This is a genomic window from Pseudomonas sp. UBA2684 (assembly GCA_002354655.1).
Classification (GTDB): Bacteria; Pseudomonadota; Gammaproteobacteria; order Pseudomonadales; family Pseudomonadaceae; genus Aquipseudomonas.
In genome coordinates this window covers 75,460-95,427 of record DELY01000006.1, presented here as the reverse complement: position 1 = coordinate 95,427, position 19,968 = coordinate 75,460, and the positions used below count along the sequence as shown (strand labels likewise).

At 63.7% G+C, this 19,968-nt stretch carries 15 protein-coding genes; 9 read left to right on the top strand and 6 right to left on the bottom strand.

Translation table 11 applies throughout. The annotated features are described in order from the left end of the window. The first annotated feature begins 49 nt into the window (after positions 1–49). From bioD to B3M58_RS03200, 7 genes are all read left to right on the top strand, one after another. Complete coding sequence (gene bioD / locus B3M58_RS03230; RefSeq protein ID WP_296217116.1) at positions 50–739, top strand: dethiobiotin synthase; 690 nt, start codon at positions 50–52, stop codon at positions 737–739. 94 nt (positions 740–833) lie between these two features. Beyond that, entirely contained in the window at positions 834–1,133 is a 300-nt protein-coding gene (locus tag B3M58_RS03225) for a hypothetical protein (RefSeq protein WP_296217115.1), read from the top strand. Between the two features lie 54 nt (positions 1,134–1,187). Next, complete coding sequence (locus B3M58_RS03220; protein WP_296217114.1) at positions 1,188–1,949, top strand: putative metalloprotease CJM1_0395 family protein; 762 nt, start codon at positions 1,188–1,190, stop codon at positions 1,947–1,949. 167 nt (positions 1,950–2,116) lie between these two features. Further along, the gene (locus B3M58_RS03215) at positions 2,117–3,922 is read left to right on the top strand and encodes a phenylacyl-CoA dehydrogenase (RefSeq protein ID WP_296217113.1); all 1,806 of its coding nucleotides are present in this window, start codon (positions 2,117–2,119) and stop codon (positions 3,920–3,922) included. 417 nt (positions 3,923–4,339) lie between these two features. Further along, a complete protein-coding gene (locus tag B3M58_RS03210) occupies positions 4,340–5,629 on the top strand; it encodes a GGDEF domain-containing protein (RefSeq protein ID WP_296217112.1) in 1,290 nt (429 codons plus the stop codon). Positions 5,630–5,746: 117 nt separating this feature from the next. Continuing rightward, positions 5,747–7,543: an acyl-CoA dehydrogenase C-terminal domain-containing protein gene (locus tag B3M58_RS03205; RefSeq protein WP_296217111.1), complete on the top strand. Its 1,797-nt coding sequence runs from the start codon at positions 5,747–5,749 to the stop codon at positions 7,541–7,543. Between the two features lie 169 nt (positions 7,544–7,712). After that, entirely contained in the window at positions 7,713–9,491 is a 1,779-nt protein-coding gene (locus B3M58_RS03200) for an acyl-CoA dehydrogenase C-terminal domain-containing protein (protein WP_296217110.1), read from the top strand. A 58-nt stretch (positions 9,492–9,549) separates the two neighbouring features. Here B3M58_RS03200 and B3M58_RS03195 read toward each other — a convergent pair whose 3' ends face one another. From B3M58_RS03195 to B3M58_RS03185, 3 genes are all read right to left on the bottom strand, one after another. Continuing rightward, complete coding sequence (locus B3M58_RS03195; RefSeq protein ID WP_296217109.1) at positions 9,550–10,206, bottom strand: endonuclease; 657 nt, start codon at positions 10,204–10,206, stop codon at positions 9,550–9,552. Between the two features lie 457 nt (positions 10,207–10,663). Then, the gene (locus B3M58_RS03190) at positions 10,664–11,224 is read right to left on the bottom strand and encodes an NADPH-dependent FMN reductase (RefSeq protein ID WP_296217108.1); all 561 of its coding nucleotides are present in this window, start codon (positions 11,222–11,224) and stop codon (positions 10,664–10,666) included. 90 nt (positions 11,225–11,314) lie between these two features. Next, positions 11,315–12,229 (bottom strand): LysR family transcriptional regulator, encoded by a 915-nt coding sequence (locus tag B3M58_RS03185; protein WP_296217107.1) that lies wholly within the window; start codon positions 12,227–12,229, stop codon positions 11,315–11,317. A gap of 190 nt (positions 12,230–12,419) precedes the next feature. Between B3M58_RS03185 and B3M58_RS03180 the strand changes: the two genes are divergently transcribed. Both B3M58_RS03180 and speB read left to right on the top strand, forming a co-directional pair. Continuing rightward, the gene (locus B3M58_RS03180; protein ID WP_296217106.1) at positions 12,420–13,493 is read left to right on the top strand and encodes a polyamine ABC transporter substrate-binding protein; all 1,074 of its coding nucleotides are present in this window, start codon (positions 12,420–12,422) and stop codon (positions 13,491–13,493) included. Positions 13,494–13,614: 121 nt separating this feature from the next. Then, positions 13,615–14,571, top strand: a complete 957-nt coding sequence (gene speB / locus B3M58_RS03175) for an agmatinase (protein ID WP_296217105.1) — start codon at positions 13,615–13,617, stop codon at positions 14,569–14,571. Between the two features lie 90 nt (positions 14,572–14,661). On the opposite strand, the gene B3M58_RS03170 is transcribed toward speB, so the two are convergent. The 3 genes from B3M58_RS03170 to B3M58_RS03160 form a co-directional block, all read right to left on the bottom strand. Beyond that, positions 14,662–15,927, bottom strand: coding sequence for an OprD family porin (locus B3M58_RS03170; protein ID WP_296217104.1), 1,266 nt, complete (start codon positions 15,925–15,927; stop codon positions 14,662–14,664). 188 nt (positions 15,928–16,115) lie between these two features. After that, complete coding sequence (locus tag B3M58_RS03165; RefSeq protein WP_296217103.1) at positions 16,116–17,681, bottom strand: acyl CoA:acetate/3-ketoacid CoA transferase; 1,566 nt, start codon at positions 17,679–17,681, stop codon at positions 16,116–16,118. A 291-nt stretch (positions 17,682–17,972) separates the two neighbouring features. Then, entirely contained in the window at positions 17,973–19,358 is a 1,386-nt protein-coding gene (locus B3M58_RS03160) for a GntP family permease (protein ID WP_296217102.1), read from the bottom strand. Positions 19,359–19,968: the final 610 nt, after the last annotated feature.

Sequence of the window (19,968 nt, the reverse complement as noted above, 5' to 3'; positions counted from 1 at the left end):
CCCTGATTTTCGATAAAGAGCCGGCAAAACCCGTCGTGATGGAGTTGCTATGAGTGCGGCCTTTTTCGTTACCGGCACCGATACAGAAATCGGCAAGACCACCATCGCCGCCGGTTTGCTGCACGCCGCCCGGATGGCGGGATTGTCGACCGCCGCGGCGAAGCCGGTGGCCTCCGGTTGCACCCAGACAGCTGACGGTCTGCGTAACGAGGATGCGCTGGCGCTGCTCGGCGAATGCAGCCTGGCGTTGCGCTATGACGAGGTCAACCCGCTGGCGTTCGCCCCGGCCATCGCCCCGCACCTGGCCGCGCGCGAGGCTGGCGTGCTGCTGGATGTGGCGGCGCTGCGGGCGCCGGTGCAGCGGATTCTCGACAAGCGCGCTGCGTTCACCCTGGTCGAAGGTGCCGGCGGCTGGCGTGTGCCGCTGGCGGGCCAGGCCTCGTTGTCGGACGTGGTGATCAGCCTGCGCCTGCCGGTGATTCTGGTGGTCGGCGTGCGCTTGGGTTGCATCAACCAGGCGGTGCTGACGGCCGAGGCAATTGTTCGCGACGGCCTGACTCTGGCCGGTTGGGTGGCCAATGTGATCGACCCGCAGACCGCGCGCCTGGACGAAAACCTGGCCACTCTCGCCGAGCGCCTGCCCGCACCCTGCCTGGGGCGCGTGCCGCGCTTGGCGGCGGCCTCGCCAGCCGCTGTGGCGACCTACCTCGATCTGACGTTGCTTGACCTCGCGCTATAAGCAGGCCATTTGCCATAGCCTTTTGCGTGTACGTTTTTTGAGCATTTTCTGTTTCAATGCAACGTAAGTGTCTTTCCCCAGCGAGAGTTTGTGCATGGAAATCTCCGGTAGCGCCTTTAGTTCAGGCCTCAGCACCATTCAGTCGGGGCAACGCCGCGTCGATCAAGCGGCTGCCGAGATCGCCAGTACGGCCGTCACGCCCCCGCAACAGCCGGTGCAGACGCCACCACAGAACCAGGTCAGGCAAGCGTCCGAAGTCGCCACCAACAATCCTCCTGATCTGGCGGAAAGCCTGGTGGCGTTGCGCGTTGGCCAGAACGAGGCACAAGCGGGTGCGCGCGTGGTGGCCACCGCAGATGAAGTGCTGGGTACGTTGATCGACACCACCGCTTAAGCGACTACGCCCCGACTGCAGACGCCGTCGAGACACCTGGGCGAGGAGGGATTCATGTACATTGGCGGCGCGTCGTCTTACCTGGCGCCAGCAGCCTCTCTACTGCCGGCGCGGTCCGCTTCGGCCAGCGTTTCACCCGCGGTATCCCCCGACCTGACTCGCGCTGCCCAAGCGCCAGCAACCCCAAGCCAATCGTTGCGTGACGAACAGTCGGCGTTTGCCCGAGAAGAAGCGGACCAGCCCACCGAACAGTCGGCCAATGGCCGCGGTAACACCAATCCCAGCCCGCAGCAGCAGCGCACCGAACAATTGCAAATCGCCGAACTGGTCAGTCGCGACCAGGAAGTCCGCGCGCATGAGCAGGCCCACTCGGCGGTAGGTGGGCGCTATGCCGGTGCGCCGAGCTACACCTACACCCGTGGCCCGGATGGCAAACGCTATGCGGTGGGCGGTGAGGTAGGCATCGATGTCGGCCCGGTGCCGAACGACCCGCAAGCGACGTTGCGCAAGATGGAAATCGTCCTGCGGGCAGCCTTGGCGCCCGCCGAACCCTCGGCCCAGGACCTGCGCGTGGCGGCGCAAGCGCAGGCGCAGATCGTCCAGGCCCGCGCCGATTTAGCCGAGTTGCAACGCAGCGCCGCCGAGCAGCAACGCGCCGAGCTGGCGGCGCAAAGCGAGCCGGACGAGGAGCCGGCGCCAGTCGATGAATCGCAGGAATCCACCGCGCAGGCCCAGCCGTCAACGCCTAATCTGGATCTATACCGGCAATTAGGCGAGCGCCAAGCGGCAGCACCGCTGATTGATCTACGTGCATGACCAGCCACCCAGAGGTGCTTGACAAGGCCGGGGCGTAAACGTATGTTTCAAACGCCTGTTTGATTGTTTGGTTGCCAAGGGGTAGCCAAGCAGTCGGGAGCGATCCCGCCAACGACCGCATACCCGGTCACCCAAACACTAAGAGTCCACCGCAGAGGTTAACCGCTATGCCTGATTACAAGGCCCCCTTGCGTGATATTCGTTTCGTACGCGACGAACTGCTCGGCTACGAAGCGCACTATCAGAGCCTGCCTGGCTGCCAAGACGCTACTCCAGACATGGTTGACGCCATCCTCGAAGAAGGCGCCAAGTTCTGTGAGCAGGTGCTGGCACCGTTGAACCGTGTGGGTGATACCGAAGGCTGTACCTGGAGCGAGTCCGGCGTTAAGACCCCGACTGGTTTCAAGGAAGCCTACAAGCAGTACGTAGAAGGCGGCTGGCCGAGCCTGGCGCATGACGTCGACCACGGTGGCCAAGGCCTGCCGGAGTCCCTGGGTCTGGTGGTCAGCGAAATGGTCGGCACCTCGAACTGGTCGTGGGGCATGTACCCAGGCCTGTCGCACGGCGCGATGAACACCATCGCCGAGCACGGCACCGACGACCAGAAGCACACCTACCTGACCAAGCTGGTATCCGGCGAGTGGACCGGCACCATGTGTCTGACCGAGCCGCATTGCGGCACCGACCTGGGCATGCTGCGGACCAAGGCCGAGCCTCAGGCTGACGGTTCGTACAAGGTTTCCGGTACCAAGATCTTTATCTCCGCTGGCGAACACGACATGGCCGATAACATCGTCCACATCGTATTGGCCCGCCTGCCCGACGCGCCGCAAGGCACCAAAGGCATCTCGCTGTTTATCGTGCCGAAGTTCTCGGTCAACGCTGACGGCACCGTTGGCGCACGCAACGCCGTTTCCTGTGGCTCGCTCGAACACAAGATGGGCATCCACGGTAACGCCACCTGCGTGATGAACTTCGACGGCGCCACCGGTTACCTGATCGGCCCAGCCAACAAAGGCCTGAACTGCATGTTCACCTTTATGAACACGGCTCGCCTGGGTACTGCTCTGCAAGGTCTGGCGCACGCCGAAATCGGTTTCCAGGGTGGTCTGAAGTACGCTCGTGAGCGTCTGCAGATGCGTTCCCTGACTGGCCCGAAAGCGCCGGAAAAAGCCGCTGACCCGATCATCGTCCACCCGGACGTGCGGCGCATGCTGCTGACCATGAAGGCCTTCGCCGAAGGCAACCGCGCGATGGTGTACTTCACCGCCAAGCAGGTTGATATCGTCAAGTACAGCAAAGACGAAGCCGAGAAGAAGCAAGCCGACGCACTGCTGGCTTTCCTCACGCCAATCGCCAAAGCATTCATGACCGAAGTCGGCTTCGAAGCGGCCAACCATGGCGTGCAGATCTATGGCGGCCACGGCTTTATCGCCGAGTGGGGCATGGAGCAGAACGTGCGCGACAGCCGGATTTCCATGCTGTACGAAGGCACCACCGGCATCCAGGCACTCGACCTGCTGGGTCGCAAGATTCTGATGACTCAGGGCGAGGCGCTGAAAGGCTTCACCAAGATCATTCACAAGTTCTGCCAGAGCAACGAAGCCAACGAAGCTGTCCAAGAGTTCGTCGCGCCGTTGGCCAAGCTGAACAAGGAATGGGCTGACATCACCATGAAAGTCGGCATGGCAGCGATGAAAGATCGCGAAGAAGTTGGCGCCGCGTCGGTGGACTACCTGATGTATTCCGGTTACGCCTGCCTGGCCTACTTCTGGGCCGACATGGCGCGTTTGGCTGCCGAGAAGCTCGCCGCGGGCACCAGCGAAGAGGCCTTCTACCAGGCCAAGCTGCAAACTGCGCGCTTCTACTTCGCGCGTATTCTGCCGCGTACCCGTACCTACGTTGAAACCATGCTGTCGGGTGCTAACAACCTGATGGACATGAAAGAAGAAGATTTCGCACTGGGCTACTAAGCCTTCGCGAATTCGCTTCGAAAAAACCGCTGCCCTGTCTGGCAGCGGTTTTTTTATGGCTGTGTATCCGTTAACGGTTGTACGTCGATTGTGTAGGGCGGGTGACGGTGCAACTGACTGTGCAGCCGATAGTCCGTGGTCATGCGCCTAACCCATCCTACGCATTACCGCGTTCCAGGTCGGCCCGCGCGCTCGCGGCCAAGGCCTGTGTTATGCGGGTTTAATCGTGCAAGGCCGTCCCATGCGGCGCTGGATCGCATCAACAGTTAACGGCGCAGCGATTTTTTATAGGTGTGCGGCCGCTGACGAAGCGCGTACTGAATTGTCGATTTTGCGAGCCAGGCCCGCTGCGCAAGTGATCTGGGGCAGGCAAAATGCCAGCCTTTGTTTCGTCTCGCTATTTTCCTGGAGCTCGCCTTGTCGCGCTTTGCTGCTGTGCGCTTCAGCCACTTTCTGCCGTCGTTGCTGCTGCTCGGCTGCGGGATGCTGGCGGCCAGCCTGCCGCACCTGAGCGAGTTCTTCACCTCGCTGTTCAATGTGTTGCCGACCCTGCTGCTGTTGCTCGGCGGCACCTTCTGCTTGGTCTACAGCCGTCAGCGCGAGCTGTTTTTGCTGCTGGTGCTGTACCTCGGCTATTTCCTCCTGGATATCCAGCTCGACCATTACCGCAGCGAAGGCCAGGTGCGCCCCGATGCCGCGCTGGTCTTCCATCTTTGCAGCCTGCTGTTGCCGCTGCTGTATGGGTTATATGCCGCGTGGCAGGAACGTACCCACCTGGTGCAGGACTTGGTTGCCCGTGCCGCGGTATTGCTGGCGTTGGGCGGGGTCGCCTTGGCGTTGGCGCAGCGTCACCCAGAGGCGTTGTTGCAGTGGTTGTCGGTGATTCGCTGGCCGGCTCTGCATGGCGAATGGATGAGCCTGGTGCAGTTGGCGTACCCGGTGTTTCTGCTTGGCTTGATCCTCCTGCTGGTGCAGTACCTGCGCGCGCCGCGGCCGCTGCATGCGGCGCAACTGCTCGGCTTGTGCGGCGTGCTGTGGATGTTGCCGCAGACGTTCAGCCTGCCGCATGCCCTGCATGTGATGAGCAGCCAGGTGATGCTGATGCTGGTGGCGGCGGTGGCGCACGAGGCTTATCAGATGGCCTTTCGCGATGAGCTGACCGGCTTGCCGGGGCGCCGTGCGCTGACCGAGCGCTTGCAGCGTTTGGGCCGCAGTTATGTGATCGCCATGGCCGACGTCGACCACTTCAAGAAATTCAATGACAGCCACGGCCACGATGTCGGCGACCAGGTGCTGCGTCTGGTCGCCAGCCAGTTGCGCAAGGTCGGCGGTGGCGGCAAGGCCTATCGCTACGGCGGCGAGGAATTCACCTTGGTGTTTCCCGGCAAAACCCTCGAGGAATGCCTGCCGCATCTCGAGGTGGTGCGTCAGGCAGTAGAGGACTATCACCTGCAACTGCGCGACAAAAACAGCCGTCCGCAGAATGACCAGCAAGGCCGCCAGCGCCGCGCTGGTACGAGCGCTGCGCAGGTGTCGGTGACCGTGAGCATCGGGGTGGCCGAACGCGCGGCCGAGCAAGGCAGCCCGCAACAGGTGATCAAGGCTGCCGACCAGGCGCTGTACAGTGCCAAGAGTGCCGGGCGCAACTGCATTCGCAGCCATGGCCAGCGGCGTGGCGCGATTAAGCTGGCGGCCCCGCGCAACTGAACTCGGCTGTTTATGGCGGCGCATTCAGCGCATGCACAATCGTTGTGCCGTGGCGTGACGTAGCAGAAGCTCGGGGTATTAACCCGCGCCCAGCGCGCTTGCTGACGGAGAACGACCATGCCCGAGTACAAGGCTCCCCTGCGCGACATGCGCTTCTTGATCGACGATGTCTTCGACTTTCACGCCAGCTACGCGGCGCTGGGCGCCACCGATGCGACCCCGGACATGGTCAGCGCGATCCTCGAAGAAGGCGCCAAGTTCTGCGAGCAAGTGCTGGCGCCGCTCAACCGTTTCGGCGACGAGCAGGAATGCCAGTTCAACAACGGCGTGGTGACCACGCCCAAGGGCTTCAAGGAAGCCTTCGCCCAGTACGTCGAAGGCGGCTGGAACGGCCTGGCAGCTGACCCGGCCTACGGCGGTCAGGGCCTGCCGCATTCGCTGGGCCTGTTGATCAGCGAAATGGTCGGCGCCAGCAACACCTCCTGGGGCATGTACCCCGGCCTGACCCACGGCGCCATGTCGGCGATCCACGCCCACGGCAGCGAGGAGCAGAAACAGACTTACCTGACCCAGCTCACCGAGGGTCGTTGGACCGGCACCATGTGCTTGACCGAAGCGCAGTGCGGCACCGACCTGGGCATCATCAAGACCCGCGCCGTGCCGCAGGCCGATGGCAGCTATGCGATCAGCGGCAGCAAGATTTTCATCTCCGCCGGCGAGCACGACATGAGCGAGAACATCGTCCATCTGGTGCTGGCCAAGCTGCCGGACGCACCGGCGGGCACCAAGGGCATCTCGCTGTTTATCGTGCCGAAGTTCCTGCCGGACGCGCAGGGCCAGGCCGGCGCACGCAATGGCGTGAGCTGCGGCTCGATCGAGCACAAGATGGGCATCAAGGCCTCGGCCACCTGCGTGATCAACTTCGACAGCGCCACCGGCTTCCTTATCGGCGAGGCCAACAAGGGCCTCAACTGCATGTTCACCATGATGAACCACGCGCGCCTGGGCACCGGCATGCAGGGCTTGTGTCTCGGTGAAACCAGCTTCCAGGGCGCGCTCAAGTACGCCAACGAGCGTTTGCAGATGCGCGCGCTGACTGGCCCGAAAGCGCCGGATAAGGTCGCCGACCCGATCATCGTGCACCCCGACGTGCGGCGCATGCTGCTGACCATGAAGGCCTTCAACGAAGGCAACCGCGCGCTGGCCTACTTCACCGCGCAACTGCTCGACCAGGCCCATCGTGCCGACAGCGCCGAGGCGCGCGAGGAGGCGGAAAACCTGCTGGCCTTCCTCACGCCGATCTGCAAAGCCTTTATGACCGAGACCGGCCAGGAGGCGACCAACCTCGGCATGCAGGTGTTCGGCGGCCACGGCTACATCCGCGAATGGGGCATGGAACAGCTGGTGCGCGATTGTCGTATCGCGCAGATCTACGAGGGCACCAACGGCATCCAGGCGCTCGACTTGCTCGGGCGCAAGGTGCTCGGCAGCCAGGGCAAGCTGCTGCGCGGCTTTACCAAGATCGTGCATAAATTCTGCGAGGCGCAGGCGGATCACGCACAGCTCAAGCCATACGTCGCGCAGTTGGCGAGCCTGAATACCCAGTGGGGCGAGCTGACCCAAAAGCTCGGCATGGCGGCGATGAAGAACCCCGACGAGGTCGGCGCGGCGTCCGTCGACTACCTGATGTACTCCGGTTACGTCACCCTGGCGTATTTCTGGCTGCGCATGGCGCTGGTCGCGCAGCAGCAACTGCAGGCGGGCACGGGCGAGGCGGCGTTCTACCAGGCCAAGCTGGCAACCTGCGCGTTCTACTTCAAGCGCCTGCTGCCGCGCACCGCGGCGCACCTGGCGGCGGCCGAGGCAGGGAGCGAGTGCATGATGAGTCTACCGGCCGAGCATTTCGGTCTCTGACCGACGGTTGTGTGGAAAAAAGACCCGCCAGCGGCGGGTCTTTTTATATCAATAGGCTAGAAACTTTGCGTGTCCATACGGTCACAACGCGACCCTATGTGTCTTAAAAGTTGTTCGGGTAAACTCCGAAGCCTGATGTAAACCCGTTGGTTCGTTCGAGGATTGCTCCATGGCTGACTACAAAGCTCCCCTGCGCGATATGCGCTTCGTACTCAACGAAGTGTTCGAAGTTTCCAAGCTGTGGGCCGAACTGCCGGCCCTGGCTGAAGTGGTCGATGAAGACACCGCCAGTGCCATTCTCGAAGAAGCCGGCAAGATCACCGCAGGCGTGGTCGCCCCGCTCAATCGCAGCGGCGACGAGGAAGGCTGCTCGTGGCACAACGGCGCGGTGAAAACCCCGGCCGGCTTCCCCGAGGCCTATCAGGCTTATGCCGAAGGCGGTTGGGTGGGCGTCGGTGGTGACGCGCAGTTCGGCGGCATGGGCATGCCCAAGGCGATCTCGGCCCAGGTCGAGGAAATGGTCAACTCGGCTAACTTGTCGTTCGGCCTCTACCCGATGTTGACCGCCGGTGCCTGCCTGTCGATCAACGCCCACGCCAGCGAAGAGCTGAAAGAAAAATACCTGCCGAATATGTATTCAGGCGTCTGGGCGGGCTCCATGTGCCTGACTGAGCCGCACGCCGGCACCGACCTGGGCATCATCCGCACCAAGGCCGAACCGCAGGCCGATGGCAGCTTCAAGGTGTCCGGCACCAAGATCTTTATCACCGGCGGTGAGCACGACCTGACCGAGAACATCATCCACCTGGTACTGGCCAAGCTGCCGGACGCGCCAGCGGGGCCGAAAGGCATCTCGCTGTTCTTGGTGCCGAAGTTCATGGTCAACGCCGACGGTTCCCTGGGCGAGCAGAACAGCCTGTCCTGCGGTTCGATCGAACACAAGATGGGCATCAAGGCCTCGGCCACCTGCGTGATGAACTTCGACGGAGCCACCGGCTGGATCGTCGACGCGCCGAACAAGGGCCTCGCTGCCATGTTCACCATGATGAACTACGAGCGTCTGGGCGTTGGTATCCAGGGCTTGTCCCTGGGCGAGCGCAGCTACCAGAACGCCGTGGAATACGCCCGCGACCGCATCCAGAGCCGCGCGCCGACCGGCCCGGTGGCTAAAGACAAAGCCGCCGACCCGATCATCGTGCATCCGGACGTGCGCCGCATGCTGCTGACCATGAAAGCGCTGAACGAAGGCGGCCGTGCCTTCTCCAGCTATGTGGCCATGCAGCTCGACACCGCCAAGTACAGCGAAGACGCCGCCACCCGCAAGCGTGCGGAAGAGCTGGTGGCTTTGCTGACCCCGGTGGCCAAAGCCTTCCTCACCGATATGGCGCTGGAAACCACCGTACACGGTCAGCAGATTTTCGGCGGCCACGGCTTTATCCGCGAGTGGGGCCAGGAGCAACTGATCCGCGATTGCCGCATCACCCAGATCTACGAAGGCACCAACGGTATCCAGGCCCTCGATCTGGTCGGCCGCAAAGTGGTCGGCAGCGGCGGTGCGTTCTACAAGCACTTCGCCGAAGAGATCAAAGCCTTTACCGACAGCGCTGACGCTTCGCTGGCCGAGTTCGTCAACCCGCTGAAAGACGCCATCGCCAACCTGGAACTGATGACCAGCGACCTGCTGGAGCGCGCCAAGGCCAACCCGAATGAAGTCGGCGCCGCCTCGGTCGAGTACCTGCAGGTGTTCGGTTACACCGCCTACGCCTATATGTGGGCCTTGATGGCGCGCACCGCGTTGGCCAAGCAGGATCAGGACGAGTTCTACGTCAGCAAGCTGGGCACCGCGCGTTTCTACTTCGCTCGTCTGCTGCCGCGCATCCACTCACTGACCGCGTCGGTCAAGGCGGGTAGCGAGCCGCTGTATCTGCTCGATGCCGCGCAGTTCTAAACGTACATGCGTATAAGAAAGCCCCGCTTCGGCGGGGCTTTTTTGTGCGCGCGGGTGGTCAGTTGGCGATCAGTTTTTCGACCAGGCCGGGGTCGTCGATGAAGCGGTTGCGCGTGCCTTGCAGGCTTTCGATCTTGTCGTTGCGGGCTTGCTCTTCGGCGTCCGGCGGATCGATCTGGTGCCACTGCTTGTACATCTGCACCTGGCCGACGATGGGCAGGTCGTATTCGATGTGCATGTAGAAGATCGCCCGAGCGATATTGCCCTTGGCCGCATCGCGTGGCTCAACCAGTTGGAAGCTGGTCTTCATATCGCAGCCGATGTCGTCGAACTTGCTCGGTACGCTGTCGCCCAGGTCGCTGAACTGCGCATTGCGCCGCGCCAGTTCGACGCGCGTCAGTGCCGGGTAAAAGTTGTGCAGGTCCGCGGCGAGATAGGGGTAACGCGGGTTCATGATGGTGCACTGGCGGTCGGTGATGCAGCGCAACGCGCTCTTCAGCTGTTTGCTGCTGTAGATCGGGCTGGCGGTCAGCAGGCCGCCTGCACTATCGAAGGACTTGTCGCAATACAGCGAGGTTCCGCCGTCAGCGTACAACTCATTCCAAAACAGCTGTTCGCTGGCTTGCGCATCGGCAATCTGGCTTTGGCCGCCGGCCAGGGCCGGTAGGTTGAGACTGGCTGCCAGGCAACCAAGGGCGATAACCACTGCACGCATAATGAGCCCCATGACCACCGTGTTCGGGGTCTGTTGTTTTTGTAGGACAAAGTGAGTCTAACAAGACGGCCGTCACAAAAAAACGCCGGGAGCGTTTTTTGACGTCGCCCCGCAGGGTGGCCGCCAGGGATGGCGGGCCACAAAATAAAGCCAAGCGAATGCTTGGTGGGTGCGTTGTAAGCTTTGGCTTACATGGCGCGCTGCCGATCGCCACTGTTGTCCCCCTGGGGCGGCGAGTAATCTGCTGCCCATGGACGTCGCGCAGGAAGCGCAAACCAACCAACAGGGATACGCGGGATAGCCACCAGGACGGTGTGCAGATCACGGATGTCAGGACTCAGTCTGCAAAGGCCCCGCACCAGCGGGGTTTTCTTTTTCCGGCGTGCGCCGCGCCACCTCTCAGCGATAACCGCGCTCTTCAGGGCCACCTCACACGCCCGAGCGGCACTGCCGCGTCTCAGCCTTTAGCGCACAGCGCCACCCACTCGGCATAGGCATTGATGAACTTCTGCAGGAACGGCTTGATGCCGTCGCCGAGCATGCCGGCTTCCTCGAAGAAGCTGCCAGCGCCGCCGAGGTAGGCCTCCGGCTGCTGCATCATCGGCACGTCGAGAAAGACCATGGACTGACGCAGGTGCTGGTTGGCGCCAAAGCCGCCAATGGCGCCGGGCGAGGCGCTGAGCACGGCGCCGGGCTTGCCGCTGAAGGCGCTCTGGCCATAGGGCCGCGAACCGACGTCGATGGCGTTCTTCATGGGCGCCGGCACCGAGCGGTTGTATTCCGGGGTGACGAACAGCAGCGCGTCGGCGGCTTTGAGCTTGGCGCGGAAGGCGCTATAGGGCGCCGGTGGCGGGTCGATGTCGATGTCTTCGTTGTACAGCGGCAGCTCGCCGATCTCGACGATCTCCAGCTTCAGCGAGGGCGGCGCGAGATCGGCCAGGGCCAGGGCGAGTTTGCGGTTGATCGAGGCCTTGCGCAGGCTGCCGACCAGAACGGCAACGTGATAAACCGTGCTCATGATGACTCCTTGCAGGTGAGAGAGGGGGCGAACGAGAGGGCGTCAGTAAAAAACTATAGACCGCCGCGCCCAGCATGGCCTTGGCCCACCCTAACCAGAGACGGCACGCGCGCGCGTGAAGGCGCTGAGCAGGTCCTCGCTAAAGGCTTGCTGCGCCTCGCTGGGCTGGCGGCCGCGGTGGTGGGTCAGCTGGAACTGCACGCTGAAACCGAGTTGCTCGGGCAATAGCGCGCGCAGCAGGCCGCGTGCCTGCCAGGGCGCGGCGATGTGCTGGGGCAGGTAGCCGATGTGTGCGCCGGACAGGACAAAGGCAAGGGTGCCCTCGACCTGTTCGCTGCGCGCGCTGCTGGTGGCGGCTTGCCAGGGCTCGTCGAGCTGAATGAAGCGATACGGATGGTGCACGCTGTCTTCGTCTTGCAGCTGTTCGAGGCTGATCGACGCAACGTCGAACAGGCGATGGCCGCGGCCGCAGTAGAGCCGCTGCTGTTCCTCGAACAGCGGCTGATGGTCGAGCGCCGCCTGGGTGCCGGCGAAGTAGCCGATGGCCAGGTGCAACTGGTCTTGCAGCAGGCGCCGCTCCAGCTCGGCCGGCATGGCGCTGAGCAGTTCGATCTGCACCGCCTGGTTGCGTTGGCGAAAGCGGGCGATGGCCGCGCCGACGCGCTCCAGCACCTGGGCATCCAGCGCTTCGGAGAGGCCGATGGTGAGGCTGCCGAGCAGTTTGTCGGCCATGCCCTGGGCTTCGCCCTTGAACGTCTCGATGGCCGCGAACAGCTTGCGCGCGGCGACTAGCACCTGCTCGCCCTTGGGCGTCAGGCGAAAGCCGGCCTTGCCGCGCTCGCACAGGCGAAAACCCAGGCGGGTTTCCAGCTTGGCCATCTGTGTGCTGATGGTCGATTGGCCGATCCCCAGCTCGCCCTGGGCGGCGCTGAAGCCGCCGCTGGCCACCACGGTGACGAACAGGCGCAGCAGGTGCAGGTCGAGGTCGCGCAGTTGGCTGAGCATGCCGGCTCCAAACATTGATGAATCTAGATGTCAGAGTAGATCACTTCGTATTTATCGGAAGCAACGTGCGGCGCAGGATGGAGCCGTTGTAGGAGCCCGCTTGCTGGCGATTCGCATGGTTAGCGGTGATCGCCAGCAAGCGGGCTCCTATCCCAAAGCAAACCGGTCCGCCTGACATGAGGTTATCGCCATGCGTCTTGCCGCAAGCCTGCTATTGCTTGCCTTCACCCTGCCGCTGCACGCCGCAGAGGCGGTGCTGAATATCTACAACTGGGCCGACTACGTGGCGCCCGAGGCGCTCAAGCGCTTCCAGAGCGAGACCGGCATCCGGGTCAAGTACGACACCTTCGACAGCGCCGAGGTGCTCGACAGCAAGCTGCTCACCGGCGGCAGCGGTTACGGCGTCGTGTTTCCCGCGTCCAGCGGGCTGGCACGGGCGATTCAGGCCCAGGCGGTGCAGCCGCTCGGGACGCTGGGCAATGCCGGCAACCTGGATACCGAGCTGCTGGGCAAGCTGGCCAGCGTCGATCCTGGCAACCGCTACGGCGTGCCCTACACCTGGGGCACCGTGGGCCTGGGCATCAACCAACAAGCGGTGCAGCAGCGTTTGCCGGGCGTGCCGCTGAACAGCCTCGATTTACTGTTCAAGCCGCAGTACGCCAGCCGATTGCAGGACTGCGGCATCGCCGTGCTCGATTCGCCGCAGGAGGTGATCGCCATCGCCCTCAACTACCTGGGTAAGGACCCCTACAGCAGCGCCGCCGCCGACCTCGACGCGGTGCAGCAACTGCTCGCCCAGTTGCAGCCGAACCTGCGCTACGTCGGCACCGGCAAGCATATCGACGACCTGGCCAACGGCAGCATCTGCCTGGCGCTGACCTACACCGGCGACGCCGGCATGGCCGCCGTCCGCGCCGCCGAGGCTGGGCAGCCGTTCGACGTGCTGTTCCGCATTCCGCAGGAGGGCACGCTGATCTGGTTCGACACCATGGCCATCCCCGTGGATGCCCCGCACCCCCAGGCCGCCCGCGCGTTTATCGACTACATGCTCAAGCCCGAAGCCATCGCCGAGCTGACCAACACGCTGTACTTCGCCAACGCCAATGCGGCGTCCGCGCCGCTGCTCGATAAGGCCGTGAGTGGCGACCCGGACATCTACCCGCCGGCCGAGGTGCGCGCCACCTTGTTCCCCGAGCGAATCCAGAGCCTGCGCGAGCAGCGCCTGCGCACCCGCCTGTGGACGTCCTTCCGTAGCCAGTACTGAGCGCTTGTGTGCTGCGACCGCCTCCAAACGCCCGCTGCAACGTAACGCGTCTTGCCGCGAACGCCTTGAGACGGTCTCGCTACGGCGCTCGATATTTTCACAACCGCTGAGGACCCGAAAAATGCATCACGCCTTCGACAACGACCAGGCCATCACCCGCGACAGCCTGTACGGCACCGCCGCCGAGCCGACCTACGCCGGCATCACCAGCTTTATGCGCCGTCGCTACAGCCGCGACCTGCGCGGCGTCGACCTGGTGATCAGCGGCGTGCCGTTCGACACCGCCACCACCAACCGGCCGGGTAGTCGTTTCGGCCCACGGGCGATCCGCGCCGCCTCGATCCAGTCGGCCTGGGCGCGGCATTTTCCCTGGGAGTTCGATCCCTTCGACGTACTCGCCTGCATCGATTACGGCGACTGCTACTTCGACCACGGCACCCCGCACGACACCCCGGCAGCCATCGAAGCGCACGCCGACAAAATCCTTGGCGCCGGCTGCGCCATGCTCACCCTGGGTGGCGACCACTTCATCAGCTACCCGCTGCTCAAGGCCCACGCGAAGCAGCACGGCGCGCTGGCGCTGATCCACTTCGACGCGCACAGCGACACCTGGCCGGACGAGGAGGGCCAGCGCATCGACCACGGCACCATGTTCTACCACGCCGCCCGCGAGGGCCTGGTCGACCCGGCGCGCTCGGTGCAGATCGGCCTGCGCACTACTAACGACGACGTCATGGGCTTTCAGGTGCTGGATGCCCGCGAGGTGCACCGGCACACCCCAGAGCAGATCGCCGAACGCATCCGCGCCCGCGTCGGCGACCATCCGGTGTACCTGACCTTCGACATCGACTGCCTCGACCCGGCCTTTGCGCCCGGCACCGGTACGCCGGTGTGCGGCGGCCTGAGCAGCCACCAGGCGTTGGAAATCCTGCGCGGCCTGCGCGGCATCAACTTGGTCGGCATGGACGTGGTGGAAGTGGCGCCGCCCTACGACAACGCCGAAGTCACCGCGCTGATTGGCGCCACCTTGGCGATGGAGATGATTTGCCTGTATGCCGCGCGGCATAAGGCAGTGTGAGGTGCGGCTGGCGCATGCCGGGGCAGCGCCATAAAAAGCCGGGCCATGAGGCCCGGTAATGGTTGCACGAGAAGTCGAGCGGTTTTTTGCTTACCAGAGCGACAGGCTGTAGCTGAGGATCACGCGGTTTTCGTCCAGGTCGCTGGCGATGTTGCTGCGGGTGGTGGCGTTGCGCAGGCGCAGGCCGAGGTTTTTCAGTGGGCCGCTCTGCACCACGTAGGCGATATCGGTGTTGCGTTCCCAGGTCTTGCCTTCGCTTTGTCCGGTGCCGCGTTCGACGTTGTCGCCGGACAGGTAGCGGGTCATAAAGGTCAGGCCGGGCAGCCCCAGGCTGGCGAAGTTGTAGTCGTAACGCGCCTGCCAGGAGCGCTCGTCCTGGTTGCCGAAGTCGTTGATCTGCACCAGGTTGACCAGCGAGTTGTCGGCACCGGCGATGTAGGCGAAGCCGGTGTCGCCGCTCAGGTGCTGGTAACCGGCGGTGAAACCATGGCCGCCGAGGCTGTAGGTGAACAGTGCGCCGAACGCGTGGTTGTCGACATTGCTGCCGCCATCGTCGGTGGAGCGCGCGTAGCGCAGGTCGGACTTGAAACTTTGCCCCGCGCTTAGCGGCAACTGGTGCACCAGGCCCAGGGTGTGCTGCCGATAGAGACCGTCGAGGCCGCCGTAGTAATAGCTGCTGCTGAGTTGCGGGCTCCACTGGTAGCGGCCGCCGGCGAAGAGGAACTCGTCGCTGGTTGTCGTGCTGCCCAGCACGATGTTGCGCTTGCCGCCGTTGAAAACCGCCATCTCCTGGTTGTCCGACGAGTCGCGCTGGTTGACCCGGTCGAGGCGGCCGAGGTCGAGGCTGAGGTTGTCGATCTCGTTGCTGGTCAGCCAGGCGCCGCTGAAGGTCTGCGGCAGCAGGCGGCTGTCGTTGCGCATCAGCACCGGCAGCAGCGGTTGCACGGTGCCGAGTTTGAGCAGGCTCTGCGAGGCGCGCAGCTTGGCGGTCAGGCCCAGCTCGGCGTATTCGTCCTGGGCGCGTTTCGGCGCCTCATGGTCGGATTTCAGCAGGCCGGTGCCGGTGCGCTCGGGGCTGGAGTCGAGCTTCAGACCGAGCAGGCCGATGGCGTCGACCCCGACGCCGATGGGGCCTTCGGTAAAGCCGGACTCGACGCGCAGCATAAAGCCCTGAGCCCATTCATCGGCCTTGGCCTGGGTGGCTTCGCTGCCGCGAAAGTCGCGGTTGAAGTAGAAATTACGTGCGTCCAGGCTGGCTGTGCTGTCGTCGAGAAAGGCTGCGCCGGCCGGTGCGATCAGGCCGATGGCGGTGCTGGCAGCGAGCAACTGGCGGGTGGTGTTACGGCGATGGTTCATGGGTGTTCCTCTTGTTTTTATTGTGGCTACAGCGTTTTTGGCCCACAGCCGTCCTGGCAACGCGTGCCGGGGCAGCGCCGTGGGGTAGGGGTATTCGAAAAAAGCGCGGGCCCAAGACGCCGGCCCGCGTTTACGCTCAAACGCTAGGGTCTATTGCCGTTTCATTCGCGGTCGCGCCGGAGCCGACCCTAGGCACCGCTCTGGCCAAGGCTGTCGCGCAGGTCGATGCGCGCGGCCTGAAACAGCCGCGCGTCCATCAACTTGGGCTGGCGCACCAGGGGCGCGAAGTCCATGCGCGCGAGGATGTCGCGCTCAAGGTCGACGCCGGGGGCGATCTCGATCAGCTCCAGGCCGTCGAGGGTCAGCCGGAACACGCAGCGCTCGGTGACATACAGCACCGGCTGGCCGCGCTCGGCAGCGCGGCGTCCGGCGAAGGTACGGTGCTCGACCTCGGCGACGAATTTGCGCATGGCACCGTCCTCGACGATGCGCAACTGGCCATCCTCGATGCGGATGTCCTGCGCGCCGGCGCTGAAAGTGCCGACGAACACCACCTGCTTGGCGTTCTGGCTGATATTGATAAAACCACCGGCGCCGGCCAGGCGTGCGCCGAACTTGGAGACGTTGAGGTTGCCGGCCGCGTCCGCCTGGGCCAGGCCGAGGAAGGCCATGTCCAGGCCGCCGCCGTCATAGAAGTCGAACTGGTAGGGCTGGTCGATCAGCGCGCTGTGGTTGCTCGCCGCGCCGAAGTCCAGGCCCGAGGCCGGCACGCCGCCGATTACCCCAGGCTCGGCGGTCAACGTCAGCAAATCGATCACCCCTTCCTCGGCGGCCACCGCGGCCACGCCTTCCGGCATGCCGATGCCGAGGTTGACCACCGCGCCGGCCCTGAGCTCCAGTGCCGCACGGCGGGCGATCAGCTTGCGCACGTCCAGCGCCATCGGCGTCAGGCTGTCCACGGGCACCCGCACTTCGGCGGCGAAGGCCGGGTTGTAGGCGGTGGCGAAGGTCTGCTGGTGGTTGTGCGGTTCGGCCACCACCACGCAGTCGACCAGGATTCCCGGAATCTTCACCTCGCGCGGGTTCAGCGAGCCGCGTTCGACGATGCGTTCGACCTGGGCGATAACCAGGCCGCCGGAGTTGTGCGCGGCCATGGCGATGGCCAGGCTCTCGATGGTCAGCGCCTCGCGCTCGAACGACAGGTTGCCGTCCGCATCGGCGCTGGTGGCGCGCACGATGCCGACATGGACCGGGAAGGCCTGGTAGAACAGGTAGTCCTCGCCATCGATCGGCATGTGTCGCACCAGATCACGCGTGGTGCAGGCATTCAGTTTGCCGCCGCCGAATTCGGGGTCGACGAAGGTGCCCAGGCCAACCTTGGACAGTTGCCCAGGCTTGCCCGCGGCGATGTCGCGAAACAGCTGCGAGATCACCCCTTGCGGCAGGTTGTAGGCTTCGATGCGATTTTCCACCGCCAACTTCTGCAAACCCGGCACCAGCCCCCAATGGCCGCCGATCACCCGCCGCACCAGGCCTTCGTGGGCCAGGTGGTTGAGGCCGCGACCCTTGCCGTCGCCTTGGCCGGCGGCATACACCAGGGTCAGGTCGCGCGGCGCCTGCTCGGCCTGAAAGCGTTGCTCCAGGGCGATGGCGATTTCCTCGGCGAAACCGATGCCGACGAAGCCGCCGGTGGCGACGTTGCTGTTATCGGCGATGCGCGCCACCGCAGCGGCGGCAGTCATGATTTTGCTCATAGCGGGTACTCGTAACGAAGGGGGCTATGTCATATGTCACCCGTAGGAGCGGCCATGGCCGCGAATCGCATCGCGGGCATGGCCCGCTCCTACAGGACTATTGCTTAGAACAGGTTCACGACCTTGCGAGCTAGAGCCAGACAAGGCGAAATCGGGCGAAGACGCGGAGTGTAAATCAGCAGTCTGAGCCCGATTGACTCGCTCGCCCTGCGGGCCAGCCTTCGGCTGTTACTCCGCTTCGCTTCGTTGCAACGCCGTATGGCCGACGCGCAGCAGATCGTGAACAGGTTCTTAGAAACTGCCGAACAACGTACCCAGGGTAATCACCACCACCAACGCCACCAGCGGGAAGGCCACGGTGTTGACGAAGATGAATTTGTACGACTCGCGGTGGGTCAGTTTGCAGATCGCCAGCAGCGAGATCACCGCGCCGTTGTGCGGCAGGGTGTCCATGCAGCCGGAGGCCATCGCCGCCACGCGGTGCAGCAGCTCCGGGCTGATGCCGGCGGCGTTGGCCATGGTCAGGTACTGCTCGCCGAGGGTCTTCAGGGCGATCGACATGCCGCCGGAGGCCGAACCGGTGATGCCGGCGAGGATGTTCACCGCCACCGCTTCGGAAATCAGCGGGTTGTCGGAGACGCCGAGCACCAGGTCGCGGATGATCACGAAGCCGGCCAGCGAGGCGATTACCGTGCCATAACCCACCTCGGCAGCGGTGTTGAGGATCGGCAGCATGGAGCCGAACGCGCCGTCGTTGACGCTCTTCTTCAGGTCCATCCAGCGTTTCCAGTGCATCGCGATGAGCAACAGAATGGCTGCGCTCAGGGCCACGATGATCGACCAGATGCCGATCAGCGACTTGGCGTCCTGCAACCCGCCGAACTCCGGCTTGGCCAGGTAGCTGGCGTCGATGCCCGGCAGCACCTGTTTGGCCATCAGGAAGTTCAGAGCGATCACCAACAGGATCGGCAGCAATGCCAGCCAGAAGCCGGGAATTCCGCTGTTGTCCTGTTGTACCGGGTCGTCACGATGCTCGCCATAGCCTTCGCCGGCAGTTTTCAGCTTGCGCGCCTGGGCGGTCAGCCACCAGGTGCCGAGACCGAACATGATCAAGCCAGCAATCACCCCCAGACCCGGCGCGGCAAAGGCATCGGTGCCGAAGAACGGGTTGGGAATGGCGTTCTGGATCGCCGGGGTGCCCGGCAGCGCGGTCATGGTGAAGGTGAACGAACCGAGGGCGATGGCGCCGGGGATCAGGCGCTTGGGGATGCCCGCCTCGCGGAACAACGCGGCGCCGATCGGGTACACGGCGAAGGCCACCACGAACAGCGACACGCCGCCGTAAGTGAGGATGCCGCAGGCCAGCACGATGGCCAGGATCGCCCGCTCGCTACCGACCTTGGCGACGATGCCATGGGCGATAGCGCGGGCCGATCCGGAGTCGTCCATCAACTTGCCGAACAGCGCCCCGAGCAGGAACAGCGGGAAGAACTGGATGACATAGCCACCCATGGCCTTCATGAACACCTGGGTGTAAGTCGGCAACAGCATCGCCACGTCGCCGGAGAACAGCAGGGCGAGCAGGGCTAGGAGTGGGGCGAGGATCAGCACGTTGATGCCGCGGTACGCGAGGTACATCAACAAAGCCAGGGAAATCAGAATACCGAGGGTACCCATGGGTGGTTCCTTTTGTTGTTGTTTTAGGCATCGCTCTGTGGCGACGCTTGTTGGGAGTGCGCGTTGAGTCAGGCAACAGACGCAAGCCGTAAGCAACCCTAGAGCGAAAGCTGTGCCAGGCGGCCCTACGACTTTGGTCTAAGTGGGCGAGAGACCTGTGCTTGAGGCTTGCGCTGATTTTCCGGTGACTCGATAAGGCCACACGGGCCGGACGAGGTGTCTTTAATTATGGAATAAGTCCAGAAATCTGGATGACTGAGCAGGCATCTATTCCAAAATTATGGACTTTTGCTTGTGTAGGCACAGCATCTGACACGAATACAGACCGTGGGAGGGGCTTCAGCCGCGACAACAGCTGTCGCAAGCCCGCCGCTAAAGCGAAATGCTACCCAGCGCCTTCCACGTCGTTGATGACTGGCTTAGCTCTTGTAGGAGCGGGCTTGCCCGCGATCTCTTGCGCACTCAAAAGCATCGCGGCCAATGCGGTTCCTACAGCCCGTAGCCCGGACTCCATCCAGGCTACGCATCTGACACGCGTACAGATCGTGGGAGGGGCTTCAGCCGCGACAACAACTGTCGCAAGCTCAGCCGCTAAAGCGAAATGCCGCCA